Annotated in this window: 13 protein-coding genes; 9 read left to right on the top strand and 4 right to left on the bottom strand. The window is 41.2% G+C overall.

Going from position 1 to position 13,061, the window contains the following annotated elements:
* Positions 1-169: 169 nt before the first annotated feature.
* A complete protein-coding gene (locus ACZ449_RS11160; RefSeq protein ID WP_464261080.1) occupies positions 170-436 on the bottom strand; it encodes a LysM peptidoglycan-binding domain-containing protein in 267 nt (88 codons plus the stop codon).
* Between the two features lie 282 nt (positions 437-718).
* Between ACZ449_RS11160 and ACZ449_RS11155 the strand changes: the two genes are divergently transcribed.
* The 5 genes from ACZ449_RS11155 (at position 719) to ACZ449_RS11135 (ending at position 5,881) form a co-directional block, all read left to right on the top strand.
* Positions 719-946, top strand: coding sequence for an FmdB family zinc ribbon protein (locus ACZ449_RS11155; protein ID WP_464261079.1), 228 nt, complete (start codon positions 719-721; stop codon positions 944-946).
* A gap of 629 nt (positions 947-1,575) precedes the next feature.
* Positions 1,576-2,574, top strand: a complete 999-nt coding sequence (locus ACZ449_RS11150; RefSeq protein ID WP_464261859.1) for a potassium channel family protein — start codon at positions 1,576-1,578, stop codon at positions 2,572-2,574.
* A 35-nt stretch (positions 2,575-2,609) separates the two neighbouring features.
* Positions 2,610-3,359: a sulfite exporter TauE/SafE family protein gene (locus ACZ449_RS11145; RefSeq protein ID WP_464261078.1), complete on the top strand. Its 750-nt coding sequence runs from the start codon at positions 2,610-2,612 to the stop codon at positions 3,357-3,359.
* Positions 3,360-3,458: 99 nt separating this feature from the next.
* Positions 3,459-5,303 carry an oligoendopeptidase F gene (gene pepF, locus ACZ449_RS11140; RefSeq protein WP_464261858.1) on the top strand — a complete coding sequence of 615 codons (1,845 nt, stop codon included), beginning with the start codon at positions 3,459-3,461 and terminating at the stop codon, positions 5,301-5,303.
* Positions 5,304-5,440: 137 nt separating this feature from the next.
* On the top strand, positions 5,441-5,881 hold the full coding sequence (locus ACZ449_RS11135; protein WP_464261077.1) for a MarR family winged helix-turn-helix transcriptional regulator: 441 nt from the start codon (positions 5,441-5,443) through the stop codon (positions 5,879-5,881).
* 71 nt (positions 5,882-5,952) lie between these two features.
* On the opposite strand, the gene cdhD is transcribed toward ACZ449_RS11135, so the two are convergent.
* The 3 genes from cdhD to ACZ449_RS11120 are packed head-to-tail and all read right to left on the bottom strand — an operon-like array spanning position 5,953 to position 8,728.
* Complete coding sequence (cdhD, locus tag ACZ449_RS11130; protein ID WP_464261076.1) at positions 5,953-6,912, bottom strand: CO dehydrogenase/acetyl-CoA synthase subunit delta; 960 nt, start codon at positions 6,910-6,912, stop codon at positions 5,953-5,955.
* Positions 6,913-6,967: 55 nt separating this feature from the next.
* Positions 6,968-8,314: an acetyl-CoA decarbonylase/synthase complex subunit gamma gene (acsC, locus tag ACZ449_RS11125; protein WP_464261075.1), complete on the bottom strand. Its 1,347-nt coding sequence runs from the start codon at positions 8,312-8,314 to the stop codon at positions 6,968-6,970.
* Between the two features lie 12 nt (positions 8,315-8,326).
* Positions 8,327-8,728, bottom strand: coding sequence for a hypothetical protein (locus ACZ449_RS11120; protein WP_464261074.1), 402 nt, complete (start codon positions 8,726-8,728; stop codon positions 8,327-8,329).
* Between the two features lie 294 nt (positions 8,729-9,022).
* Here ACZ449_RS11120 and ACZ449_RS11115 point away from each other — a divergent pair, with 294 nt between their 5' ends.
* From ACZ449_RS11115 to ACZ449_RS11100, 4 genes are all read left to right on the top strand, one after another.
* Positions 9,023-10,261, top strand: coding sequence for an ArsB/NhaD family transporter (locus tag ACZ449_RS11115; RefSeq protein ID WP_464261073.1), 1,239 nt, complete (start codon positions 9,023-9,025; stop codon positions 10,259-10,261).
* A 148-nt stretch (positions 10,262-10,409) separates the two neighbouring features.
* The gene (locus ACZ449_RS11110) at positions 10,410-11,456 is read left to right on the top strand and encodes a type III polyketide synthase (protein ID WP_464261072.1); all 1,047 of its coding nucleotides are present in this window, start codon (positions 10,410-10,412) and stop codon (positions 11,454-11,456) included.
* Positions 11,457-11,473: 17 nt separating this feature from the next.
* Positions 11,474-11,995: an isoprenylcysteine carboxyl methyltransferase family protein gene (locus ACZ449_RS11105; protein WP_464261071.1), complete on the top strand. Its 522-nt coding sequence runs from the start codon at positions 11,474-11,476 to the stop codon at positions 11,993-11,995.
* A gap of 123 nt (positions 11,996-12,118) precedes the next feature.
* Complete coding sequence (locus ACZ449_RS11100) at positions 12,119-12,811, top strand: Crp/Fnr family transcriptional regulator (RefSeq protein WP_464261070.1); 693 nt, start codon at positions 12,119-12,121, stop codon at positions 12,809-12,811.
* Positions 12,812-13,061 lie beyond the last annotated feature (250 nt).

The raw sequence follows: 13,061 nt of genomic DNA, 5'->3' as shown, positions 1-13,061 counted from the left end.
CTTTTTCAACGTATTTTCTATTTGCCGTACGTCAGTTTTGTATCGTTGGAATTTTGCTTGCGGTTATTTATTAAGGTTATCCCAAAATAAAAACACGGTCTTTAAATGCCGTGTTTTTTTGTATAAGTATATATTCAATTTTTCTTAATAAATTAATAAGTCATATTGATCAAAATTTAACTGGAACTTTTAAAGCTTGTCCGGGATAAACCTTCGCGTTGTTATCCAATTTATTTATCCGTCTAATCTCATAAATTAATTCCCTAACATCGTCTTTAGCTGAAGTGTGTGTAGCAGCAATTTGCCAAACTGTATCCCCGGATTTTACGTAGACTGTATCATATGTAGTGGTATCAACAAAAGCACGCGAAATAGCTAATGGTGTAATAGCAAATAAAATAAGAACTAGAGACATTACCAATATTGTTTTTCTCATAATTTTCAACACCTCTCTGAACTTATGTTCGTTGTTTTTATTTTAACACAGTACATATGTTCTCCGCAAGTATGTTTGGTAAAATAATCGAACTAATGTTCCTTTTCGTTTCGTGGTACAATTATATGAGAAGTAGAACGTAAATTATTAAGGAATTTTGCAAGGAATTACTTGTAATAGTGGAGAAATAATAAATAGTAGTGTTGCCAAAATGTAGCATGAATTGTTGCAGATGAACATCATATGAAAATATCATAATACAATTGTGGAAGGAGTATCTGCATGCCAATATATGAATATTCATGTCAAAAATGTGGGAAATTAGTGGAATTATTACAAAAAAGTGGTGTAAATAAGGCTGGAAGTAGTTGTCCTGATTGCGGTGAAGACGCCTTAACAAAAGTATTTTCCGTAACAGCACCATCTCAAATGGCAAAGGGATCAGTAAATGGGTGTGATATGGCCAATAGTCCGGCGGCTTGTGGTAGTTGCTGTTCTGGATGTCATTAACAGTAGACTGAAGGTGGTGTTATTGTACTATAAAGGTTGTTTCTTCCACACAGCATGCTGAAATAAAATGAAGGATATAAGGGATATGTGTATGAAGTCCAAATCAAAGCTTAATAAACCAGTTGACGCAATGGAACTAGTTTCCGTACGGAGGAATTGGAACAGTTGGGAAATTGCCCAAGTATATGTTGGTGATGTGTCCAATCCCCTTTGGGATTTGGAAAGTGGGGGCGTAAAAGAGTCCTCCCCAGAGGCTTTAATTTTTGGTTATATTTGGTGTGACACTATTGTTTCAGGTAGTGTTGCGCATTCGTGTTTGCACGGCACAGCTCCCCACAGTATAAAGATCTGTATTTTGCGAAAAGATAATTCGCCGCGAATCTATAATTATTTCTTAACCCTAATTGGGCCGAAACCAGCATTATGGCAAAGATAATATGGGGGAAACTTGGTGGATTTGCAAGGTCACGGATCAGCGAATCGAAAATCCGTCCAATATATTAATTTCAAAATAATCCCATAAAAGATGTAAATCCTTTCAGCATATTGCGAGAAGGATTTTTTGACGTATAGGGGATGTATTGTTAAACTAATATGATAGGCGGTACGATAAAGTAAGGGGGTGAGATATTATACATTTAGATCGCTTAAAATTATCACTTGTTTTTTTTATTGGTATTTTAATAGTCGGTATTATTGGTTTTATGTCATTGGAAGATCTATCATTTTATGATGCCACCTATTTTGCAGTGGTAACAATTGCTACTGTCGGATTTGGTGATATTGTGCCTAAAACACCGGCTGGCCGAATGTTTACTTGTCTGTTTATTATTGTTGGGGTAGGGATGGCTTATTATACTTTTACACTAGTAATCAGTATGTCGATAGAAGGACGGCTAAAAGATTTTTTTGGGAGGAAGGGTATGGATAGGCGTATTGCAAGCTTAGATAATCACATTATTGTATGTGGCGCTGGCAAGGTAGGGGGGAATGTGATTGAGCGTTTGCAGGATGAAGGGCAGGCTTTTGTAGTAGTTGAAAAGGATTTGTTGCTCTATGAACAGTTATGCGAAGAAAAGGTATTAACTATTCATGGAGATGCTACGCTTGATGAAATGTTATTACAAGCTGGCGTCAAAAGGGCAAAGGGCTTGATTACAGCTTTGTCTCATGATGCAGATAATGTATATGTCACTCTCACTGGGAAAAGTCTCAATCCAGAAATGACGATTGTAGCAAGAGCTGATAGAGCAGAAGCGGAAGAAAAGTTGCGCCGTGCGGGGGCTACCACCGTTATTTTCCCATCTGTAATGGGTGGGCGGCAGATGGTATCAGCTATGATTAAGCCTGTCATTATGGATTTTGTCGAAAACCTGTTTTACAATCAAGAATTACATATGGATATTGCCGAGGTTACGGTACAGTCAGGGTCTCCATTAGTAGGGAAAAACTTTATTGAAAATGACATTAAAGGGCGATTTGATTCGATTGTAATAGCCATCAAGCGTGATAACAAGCTAATTACTAATCCGCCGGGAACACAAGTGATAACTGCTGGTGATATTATGATTGTTCTTGGTCAGCGGACAACCTTAAGCAAATTGAATGAAGTGGCATTGGCAGAATAGCTGAAAGATGGGTAATAAAGGTGGTACTTTAATTTATGCTAACATTTGTTGTTCTTTTTATTGCAGCTTTTTGTGCAGGTTTTCAAAATGCATTAGCTGGCGGAGGATCATTCCTTACTTTTCCAGCATTGATGTTTACGGGATTGGATGCGCGGGCGGCAAATATTACCTCGACGGTCGCACTTTTCCCTGGGCAGCTTACAACAGGTTTTGCCGGACGGAAAAATGTTTCAGGTTTACCCCAACTATCATTTAGAGTTCTGTTTATCGTTAGTTTGATTGGCGGTGTTTTTGGTGCTTTTCTTTTGTTGATGACACCAGTTTCTGTTTTCGAATTTTTGGTACCGTGGTTGGTTCTTTTCGCTACGTTTGTTTTCTTGTGGGGGAGCTTTTTCCGTAAACAACACGAAAATTCAAACCCAGTAGGGACTGGTAGTTCCCTTGTCACACAATTTGCTATATCTATCTACGGTGGATATTTTGGTGGTGGCATTGGTATCTTAATGCTGGCTGCCTTGACCATTGCAGGCTTGGATGTGCGCAAAGCCGGAGCGACCAAAAATGTGTTGGCTGGAGTGATGAACGCTTCCGCTGTTTTGATTTTTGTTTTTTCTAGGGACGTTGCGTGGACGCAAGTTATGGTAGCTTCTGTGGCTTCTATTGCAGGAGGCCAGGTAGGAGCTTACGCGCTGAAACGGGTCAATGAAAAAATATTGCGAGTTTGTATTATTATCCTTGGATTTGGATTGGCCATCGGGCTTTTCGTGAAGGCACATGGAGCATAGTCAGTTCCTATGCAGGATGTGAGGAGTGAAAGAATGTTAAAAATGAGAAAAAAATATTTGTTTTTGCAGAGCGCTATAGTATTCATCTTATTCAATAGTATGCTAATTGGCTCTGCAGTAGCCCAAGCTGGCTCCGAAGCTAGTTCAAAAGTTCCGGCGCGAAGCGAAATATCCGACCAGTACAAGTGGCGATTGAGTGACATTTATGCCAGTGAACTAGTATGGCAAAATGACTTTGATAGTGTTAAGGCAGAGCTTCCCCAAATTGCTGGGTATAAGGGCAAATTAGACAGTTCGGCGCAAGAACTGCTGCAGTGCTTAAAGCTGCGGGACAAAATCTATAGTGTGAATGACAAATTGTCGGCTTATGCGTACCGGCACCGCGATGAAAATATTGCGGATTCCCGCTATCAGGCGCTTGCTGGTAAAGCGGATTCACTGTCGGCCGAAATCGACGCGGTTACTGCGTTTATCAAGCCTGAAATTTTAGCATTGCCTGATAAAAAGCTAGCACAATTCCGCCAGCAGCAGGCGGGGTTAAAAGAGTACAGTTACTATTTTGATGATTTGGTCCGTCAAAAAAAACATTATTTGTCAGCTGGTGAGGAACAACTGCTTGCTCAGTCAAGGGAAGCTACTCAGACTGGGGAAAATGCCTATAATAGGCTGACTAATGCCGACATCCGCTTCCCAGAAATCAGCGATGAAAACGGTCAGAAAGTCCAGCTCAGTGAGGGACGCTACTTAACTTACATGATGTCCCACGGTCGCAACGTCAGGGAACAGGCTTTCCAAGCTTTATTCGGCACATATAATCAATATCGCAATACCTTTGCCGCTACCTTGGACGGCACCGTGAAAAAAAATCTTTTCTATGCCAAGGCTAATAAATATGATACTGCTTTAGCTGCGGCCCTCGAAGGTGATAATGTGCCGCGGGAAGTCTATGATAACCTTCTCATTACAGTGCACAATAATCTTGAGCCGCTGCACAGATATGTCGCGTTCAAAAAAAAGACACTGGGATTGAATGACTTGCATATGTACGATCTCTATGCCCCGGTCGTACAAGATGTCCGACTGCAGTATGAGTATGAAGACGGAATCAAGCTCGTTGAAACTGCATTAGCTCCGCTCGGCTCGGAATATGGTATAATCCTGGATAAGGGCTTCACTTCCGGCTGGGTTGATGTGTATGAGAACAAAGGAAAGCAGAACGGAGCCTACTCTTCTGGTACTTATGGCGTTCATCCTTTTGTATTGCTTAACTATCATAAAAGCTATAACAATGTGTCGACAATGGCTCATGAAATGGGTCATGCGATGCATAGTTACTATAGTCAGTCCAACCAGCCTTACGCTACGGCTGAGTATACCACTTTCTGCGCGGAGGTAGCTTCGACCACCAATGAAGTACTGCTTATTGACCACATGTTGAAAACAACCACAGACAGGCGGGAACGGCTTTATTTATTGAACCAGTATTTGGAAACAATCCGAACCACTGTTTATCGCCAGGCACTATTTGCCGAGTTCGAAAAAATAATTTATGACAAAGCCGAAGCGGGAGAAACACTTACCGCTGATTTGCTGGATTCCATTTGGCATGAGCTAAATGTTACCTATTATGGTTCAGAGATCGTTGTTGATAAGGAAAGTGATGTAGAATGGGCCCGTATCCCTCATTTTTATTGGGATTTTTATGTTTACCAATATGTGACTGGCTATGCGGCAGCTACCACACTCGCGGAAAAACTTCAGACTGAAGGTGAACCGGCTCAAAAAAGGTATATTAACTATCTTAAAAGTGGCGGCTCAGATTATTCTCTGGAGCTTCTCAAAAGAGCCGGGGTTGATATGTCTTCCCCGAAGCCTATCGAAGTGACTTTGCAGAAGTTTTCGCAGTTGTTGGCTGAACTAGAAAAAATCATAAGTGAAGCATGATATGATAGCGAAAGACAAGACGATAGGGATAGTGCTTAGAAAATATAGCTATTGACTCAGACTTTTAAAGCACTTACAATATTGCTAGTATATTAACAATTGAGTTCGGGAGGCTGACAGACATCACGCAAAATGATATGTCGGACCGGTATTTTTCAACACGCACGCTGATTGAACTGACAGTATTCCAGGATAACTTAGATGATGTTTTAGAAATGCACTTTGCCCGGTATGGTTTGTCCAAAGCTAAGTTTAATGCGTTAATTCAGATCTTCATGACTGGTGGGCATGGGCTGACACAGTCAGAACTAGGTAAAAAACTGCTGGTTTCTCGGGCCAATATTACCAGACTTATTGACCGATTAGAAAAAGAAAACCTGGTGGTTCGTAAGCCTGATCCCAATGATAAAAGGGTTTTTCAACTTTATCTTACAGATAGGGCTAGTACTCTGATGAACGCTTTCATCCCCATTCACAACCAGTATGTGCATAAGCTTATGTCTACGCTCAATACTGATGAAAAAGAAATGCTGATTTCCTTGTTAGATAAACTTAAACAAGGATTAGACTCAGTTTAAGTTTTAGGGAATAAATGGTGCCTAACTAACGTACAAAAGCAGGGACAATTGTCCCTGCTTTTGTACGTTAGTTAGGCCGATAGTTCGTTAACATTATTTTTGAAAAGGCGAATCGCTTCCGGATGACGCATTACCATGATATTAGCACCAGCCTGCAGTAGACTGGTAGCGGTCAGCGCTTCCCACAGAATGGCCCGTTTCGCTTGATTTCCCCAATCCGGGAAATCTTTTTCAGGAGCAATCGCTTCCTTAGCCCGCCAGGCTTCGTGACCAACATTACAAACAACCGGCATAGCTAGTCGTTCATTGCCGTTGAGCGCATCGAGGCGGCCCCGTTCCATAACCGAATAGGTATACTCAAGTCCGTACCCCAGAGCGCACGACCCTGGGTCCATTAGGATGTTTTCGGCTGCTAGACCTAGTTCGGTAATCAATATATTGAGCTGTTTGCACATATTGATATCAACAGTGCCGAGAGTCAGCACTTTATGATTGTGGACTAGGGCTGCAGCAACAATGGATTTGTAGTTGTCATTCTTCGCCATTCCCAATAGTAAATTTTCACCAGCGGCGACTGCAGCAATTACAGGCATAATAGAGTTGTCTTTCTCGTCATTACCGCAGCCAATTACGATTAGCGGCACGCCTACGGCTGCCAACACATCTTTTACCACGTTAGCGAGTTGTTCTGGCGTTTTATTACCCAGGTCGGGATCACCACCTTTAAGGCGCAGCAGGATCAGATCGGCTCCAAATTCTACGGCTTTCTGGGCCCAGGCGACAGGGTTGCTAAAAACGTCTGCATATACATCCTGCAAAACCGAATTCCATTCTGTTGGTGGGATATCCCATATTTCGATTGCCACAACTGCTTTATTGGACTGTTCACCCTCGAAAAAGAGGAATGGCAGAGTGGCATCGCCCCCAACCGTTACTGTATTGGTGCGAGTGCCACCCTGATCTTTGGTCGCGCCCAGGGTGACGGTGTGAATGCTTCCAATATATTTTTCTTTGATGGAATCTAAATTCATGTTATAAGGACTCCCTTCCATTATGGAGAACAGTAGCCGCATACAATTGCAAATGCTAAGCTTCTTTTGTGTAATATGCTTTGGCAAAGGCCGGTATGCCAACGGCCTCCTGCGGTCCGACAATGACATTCCACCCGGATTTTTCTTGTAGTTTACCGCTGATAACAGCAACATATCCCGGAATAACCAGGGTTCGATGAGAAACCTTTTCCGCAATGCCACTTTTCTGGACGAAATCAGTAATTGTTTGGGCATCAAATCTACCTGATGCCCAAGCAGTAAGTACTGAGGTACCTTCAGTGTCAACAGCTATGATATATCCGGGGATTTTGCTAGCTAGTACTTCACCTTCAACCGCATAATAGGTAAGCGAAAAATTGGTGCAAACATATACTGGAGATTCAGGGGTGACAGCGCCAATTTCGTATAAGTTAGCTTCTACGGCAATAGGTTTTTGCGGATCGGTATAGAGGTTCATCCGGAAGGTCAGCAAGGGTAACACATACGGCTTCTCATCAGCTTTCAGAATGACTATGCTGGCGTATTTGGCTACAAAAACGCCAGCTTGAATAATTTCATCATTAGGATCTTCAGCAGTTGTAAATGCAATTGTAGGAAAACCAAATGGCCGGAATTTTTTCTTGAGTGCTAGACGACGAATATTGGTCAGTGCTACCAATACTTTGGCGGTATTCCGCATGCCGGTATCAATGACTAATTCTTTGTATTCACTAGCTACTTTCTCGACCAACGCGGCAGTATCATTCAAACCATTGCCTTTAATGATTAATGGAACAGCATAGCGCTTAGCCAGCGCGACCATCGCTTGCCAGTTATTTGCAGTTGCGGATCCAACCAGTGGCTTTTGGGCGGCAATACCGGGCAAAACGGCTTCAAGGGCGATAGCATTCTCGGCGAGGAGTATCAAGTTAAGGTTTTTGGCGTGGGCGGCAACTATGTCGACAACAGCTTTGAAAGTTTCCGGTTTTTGAGAGCAGTTGGTGATCGCAATGGCATTGACGCCGATTCGTTGCCCCATCCGTTTCATACTTAAACCATTTATATTCCTGATTTTTTCATCAAGCTCATCAGGAGCCAGAGTATCGGAAATTTTGATAACAATAGCGGTTTGATTGATAAAGGTCTTATCATGACGGAAGAGTACAGTTTCGCCACCTAGAGTAAGCTGGTTCGGGCCAGCACCGACTATCACCGAACGAATGGGAGGGGCGGATGCGGTGTCTAAAAATTCTTTTGCGCTTTCAGAAACATGGGGGCACAAGTCCAACTCTGTACTGCCCTTAGCCAGTGCCATAGCAAAAGCAAGACAAGTTGACATACCACAGTCTTTACAGTTAGTTTTCGGGAGTTGTTTAAATATATCCAGACCTGTTAGTGCCATTGTCTTTTCCTTTCAATCTGCAATATTCATTTTGCCGAGGGTATCTTCTCCCCAAAGTTTAATCATTTTCTTGCCATTTTCAATATAACCATGGGCAAGCTCACAATGTCTTAATACGGTAAAGTTTCTTTCCATCTGCAGCTTCGATAAACGGAAGTTGTTCATAATTTGCTCGGCAGTAACTGAACCCTCTTCTTTAATATAATTGTAGATGTTTTTTTGCAGTTCAGTCAATCCGTCGGTCCCTTCCTGCCCCGCCATCTTTCGGGCCAATTTTGCGCCATGTACAGCGGCAACGTCACACGTACGTGGGGGTTCCAACATTTCAAGATAGCAATCTTCACAGAGCATTTTTCCGAGGTGCAGACATTGTTCCCCCTCAAGGATTTCGTTATTACATTTAGTACAGATCATGCGTATCATTCCTTTCAGTGTGTATAGTCTTTCCCTAATTCATACAATGTGATTTTAGGCACTATTGAAGAAAGTTAGTATGCTAACAATAAAATGTTAATATATTAACATTTTATTGTCAATGTTTTTTTGCAAATTATCAAAGGGGGCGAATTATAGTAGCTTGATCTGATGGTAACTATAGGATAGTTGGTGCTTTACCCAATATTCTACTTCAAAAAGGTTGCATTAGGGTTCTCATAGAACTAGTATAGAATAGTATGTAAACTATTCTGTTAGGATGGTGGCCCATAGGTGGAATATAGGATAGAAATGTTGTGGTCTGGATTAATATTGGTTGCCGTACTTGTAATATTTACAATGGGAAAAAGCCCAATATTTAGGGTGGATCGTGCAGGGGCGTCTATCATTGGGGCTGTAGCTACTGTGGCTACAGGAGTATTGTCTTTTAAGGAAGCAACAGTAGCAGTTGATTTCAAGACAATTATAATCTTGTTTTCCATGATGATCGTGGTTGCTAATTTAAAGTTAGCTGGTTTTTTTGAACTAGTGGGGGATGCAGTCTGTCAAAGGGTTAAGACTAAAAAGGAATTGTTGTTTGCTATTATCATAGTTAGCGGTAGTATGTCAGCATTTGCAATAAATGATATTATTTGTTTACTCTTTACACCGGTAGTGCTTTTAATCTGTAGAAAGGCCCAGTGTAATCCCATACCGCATTTATTAGGGGTGGCGATGGCATCAAATATTGGTAGTGCCGCGACATTATTAGGGAACCCCCAAAATATTCTTGTTGCTAGCTTATCAGGGATGACATTTTCAAGCTATTTTTTAGTTGCTTGCCCGGTAGTGGTTATAGGTTTAATTGCAGCATACGGTGCAATAGCTTATTGTTACCAGAAAGAACTTGAAGGGATATTTGTTGCGACAATTACAAGCCACAGCAATATTCACGGTTACTTGATAGTAAAAAGTTTAGTTGTATTAGCGCTTATACTTGCAGGTTATATGAGTGGTTATGATTTGGCGTTGGTTTCTTGTCTTGGTGGTGCAGCACTACTTATTACCAGACGTGTAAAACCTAACAAGATTTACTCAAGTATTGATTTTAATCTATTGGTAATTTTCATTGGTTTGTTTATCATTGTTGCTGGCGTGGAACATAGTGGACTCATGGGCCTCGCACTAGATAAATTATCTTTTGCAGGTTTTAAAAGTATGGGGATATTTGCAACAATGACACTGATTTTATCAAATATCGTAAGTAATGTACCAGCCGTTTTGTTAATGCAGTATCTTATACCGGCAGATAATGCTGAATATTGGTGGAAGGCATTAGCATTATTTTCAACCCTGGCCGGGAATTTTACTATTACCGGATCAATTGCTAATCTGATCGTGGTGGAGATTGCCAAACGTGATAATGTCAGTGTTACTGCTCGGGATTACCTAAAGGTGGGATTCCCGCTAACCATAGTAACTATTACAATTGGAATTATGTGGTTGTATATAGTTTCATATGCTGCGTATTGATGAGGTAGTAAAACAAGGAGAAGCCGCTGTTTAAGGGGCTTCTTTTTGTTTTGTAGTAACGAAGTTTTAACGAGTGTCTAAAAAAAAGGCCTATTAATCAACTCGCTGCAATAGTTTAGTAGTAGTAAAAAAATGGGGGTGATTATAGTTGGGAATACCAAAGATACAAGCTGTAGGTATAGCAGTGCCGACATATGCTTTAGAACAGAGAACGATAAAAAAATTTGTTGCCGGTCTGTTTCAATCACATATTGATAATCTTGACCGGTTACTGCCAATATTTGAGAATAGTTGTATTAATATTAGGCATTTTTCCCAGCCGTTGGATTGGTATAGTGCTCCCCACTCCTTTGCCGAAGCAAATAGGATATTTGAGCAGGTGGCTCTTGCACTATCCGAAAAAGCTGCACTAGCGGCAATGAAGAAGGCGGATGTACAACCAGCAGATGTTGGGATGATTATTTTTGTTTCATCAACTGGTATTGTCACACCAACCTTAGATGCCAAACTTATTCAAAGGCTGGGTTTATCGCCAAATACTGGACGATTGCCTGTTTGGGGACTTGGGTGTGGCGGCGGTGTGGCAGGAATAGCACGAGCCGCTGAACTTAGTCAGAGTTTGCAGGGAAGATCTGTGTTATTGGTAACGGTTGAACTATGCAGTTTGACTTTTCAACAGAATGATTATTCTAAATCTAATTTAGTCGGTACAAGTATTTTTGCAGATGGAGCCGCCGCAGCGTTGATAACAATAGATGGTGATGGTCTAGCTATACTGGACAGCTATAGTACGCTATTTCCGAATTCGGCAGATATTATGGGATGGGATTTGGTTGATACTGGATTTAAAGTGCGATTTTCTCGAGATATTCCCAGTATCGTTCGGCGATACTTGCCAAATTTATTAAATGATGCCTGTGCTAAATGGGGCATTGACCAAGATGATATTATTCATTATGTTGTCCATCCTGGAGGTGCAAAAGTACTTAGTGCTTATACTGAAAGTCTTGGTTTAGCGAATGATAAGCTAACCTATGCATATGATATCTTAGCTAGTTATGGTAATATGTCAAGTACATCAGTTTTGTTTGTATTGGAGAAGTTTATGTTGGAATCAACGCCGACTGGTGATTACGGTGTAATGCTTGCACTGGGGCCGGGGTTTAGTGCTGAGCAGGTGTTGTTTAAATGGTAGGTTGGTGGGAGGTGGTAATGATCACACTGATCATTGGCCAACGCATAGTTGAGTTATACATAGCTAAACGCAATCGCACATGGGCACTGGCAGCAGGAGCGCAAGAATTTGGTGCCAGGCATTATCCGTTGTTTTTTCTGTTGCATACCGGCTGGTTAGTTGGCTGGGTAGGAGAATCTAGTCGAAGTGGTGGCGCAGTAAGTGAGTTTTGGTATTTGTGGATAGGTCTATTTATTATTGCTCAAGGCTTACGCTACTGGTGTATGGTTAGTCTAGGTCGATTATGGAATACACGTATCTTAGTCATTCCCGAGGGAACGGCTATTTGCAAGGGACCTTATCGTTTTCTACGCCACCCAAACTATTTAGCGGTAGCGATTGAACTTATTAGTGTGCCGTTGATTTTCGGTGCTGTCATAACAGCAATACTTACTACTTTTCTAAATGCTGTATTAATCTTGGGCATTCGTATCCCGCAAGAAAATCTTGCTTTGGGGTTGTTGAAACAAGTATCTTCCAAAGAATGGGGTTCTGGTTAACTATAGGATAGTTGTTACTTTACGTTTTTTTTGATAAACCTGCAGGATTTTTGGGTTTTAGGGGAAATGTACTGAATAGCAAGTTTATTTAACTAATTAATAATAAAGATACTGGGGATTAGTATGAATTTAAGTATAAGTGAAGCAGTGGCGCTTGTTGAGGTTTTTCAGCAAGCAACTCCCAATTCTGTTAGAGCTTTGTTATCCAGTGGCACGCTGTGCCGTATGGCCAAGGGAAAACATTTATTTTTTGATAAAGAACCTGTAGAGATGCTGTATATTGTTATCAGCGGTCTCATCACACTCTATTCGGTTGACTCGCAGGGCGAGAAAAAAGTCATTTTCCTTTTAGACAAAGGAAAACTTATTAACGAAGTGGTTTTGCAAAGAATTCCGGCTTCCATCAATTGTGAAATATTTGAGGAGGCGCAAATTCTTTGTTTTAACAGACTAGACTTCCTACGCATTATGGAACAGGATTTCGCACTTACCAAAAGCGTGTTTGATTCTCTGGCCATGAAAGTTCGACGACTTTATCGGCAAATGAAAAACACTCCTAACTCTGTGCGTGGCGATAAACGCATTGTTGCTAAATTATGGAAATTATCCAGAGATTATGGAGTTCCCTGTGAAAACGGAACCAGAATCAAGATGGATTTAAGTATTACTTATCTTGCGGACATGCTGGGTTCTAGGCGTGAAACCGTTTCGCGGCAGTTAAAAATTTTGGCCGGACAAGGGTTAATTCGGATAGATGACGGTCATATAACGATACCAGACCGCGATAAACTTTCAAGATATTTTAAGCTGACGTGATTTCATTCACTAGGCAGCTAGAAAAGTATAATACTATAACTAAAAAAGAGTTAGAACCCGTGAAAATAAAAAGGTTCTAGCTTTTTTAAATAATTCAAGGTTATGCTAAGTTGTTGCGAAATCGTATAACTGCCGCAAATAAGACGACACTTCCTAAGACCAGGAGTGCTGCTAGCTACGGCCATAAGACGGAAATTTTGATATAATCAGCACTTGTTTTTTGTAGGGTGATTTTAGTCACAGCCACCAA

Source organism: Desulfosporomusa polytropa, from assembly GCF_055380075.1.
This window is presented reverse-complemented; position numbering and strand designations above follow the sequence as displayed.

Excerpts from the sequence above, each read along its gene's own strand:
- ACZ449_RS11120 (WP_464261074.1), bottom strand. The coding sequence starts at position 8,728 with ATGATCTGTACTAAATGTAATAACGAAATCCTTGAGGGGGAACAATGT.
- ACZ449_RS11100 (WP_464261070.1), top strand. The coding sequence starts at position 12,119 with ATGAATTTAAGTATAAGTGAAGCAGTGGCGCTTGTTGAGGTTTTTCAG.
- ACZ449_RS11105 (WP_464261071.1), top strand. The coding sequence starts at position 11,474 with ATGATCACACTGATCATTGGCCAACGCATAGTTGAGTTATACATAGCT.
- ACZ449_RS11155 (WP_464261079.1), top strand. The coding sequence starts at position 719 with ATGCCAATATATGAATATTCATGTCAAAAATGTGGGAAATTAGTGGAA.
- ACZ449_RS11135 (WP_464261077.1), top strand. The coding sequence starts at position 5,441 with ATGTCGGACCGGTATTTTTCAACACGCACGCTGATTGAACTGACAGTA.
- pepF (WP_464261858.1), top strand. The coding sequence starts at position 3,459 with ATGCTAATTGGCTCTGCAGTAGCCCAAGCTGGCTCCGAAGCTAGTTCA.
- cdhD (WP_464261076.1), bottom strand. The coding sequence starts at position 6,912 with ATGAATTTAGATTCCATCAAAGAAAAATATATTGGAAGCATTCACACC.
- ACZ449_RS11160 (WP_464261080.1), bottom strand. The coding sequence starts at position 436 with ATGAGAAAAACAATATTGGTAATGTCTCTAGTTCTTATTTTATTTGCT.
- acsC (WP_464261075.1), bottom strand. The coding sequence starts at position 8,314 with ATGGCACTAACAGGTCTGGATATATTTAAACAACTCCCGAAAACTAAC.
- ACZ449_RS11145 (WP_464261078.1), top strand. The coding sequence starts at position 2,610 with ATGCTAACATTTGTTGTTCTTTTTATTGCAGCTTTTTGTGCAGGTTTT.